The 267-nt window shown below is 44.9% G+C and carries 1 protein-coding gene; it reads left to right on the top strand.

Features of this window, described 5'->3' with window-relative positions:
* Window positions 1-84 precede the first annotated feature (84 nt).
* Window positions 85-267 (top strand): hypothetical protein (locus ACYQ4S_RS12670; protein WP_459771539.1); only part of this gene is annotated, 183 nt, incomplete at its 3' end.

The following is a 267-nucleotide window of genomic DNA, read 5'->3' as shown; positions in this document are numbered from 1 at the left end:
CACGCTGCCATGCGCCTGATTCTTATTTGTACTTAAACAATAAACAGATAGGCCAGCGGTATTGTAAGGTGTGTCATCACACTCATGTTCCTGGAAAAGAATCACAGAAGCCTCGTCTTATTCGTTGCCCGCACTGTATGGGGGGCACTGGAGAAAATCAAAACCCGGGAAGGGTTCGAGATTTTCAAATGTAAAAAGAAAGCCTGCCCGTACTACCAACAGCGAATGCGTGAGATCCATAGAGATTCATATCTGAAAGCCACTTAT

The organism is Alkalibacterium sp. s-m-28, from assembly GCF_054658175.1.
This window is presented reverse-complemented; position numbering and strand designations above follow the sequence as displayed.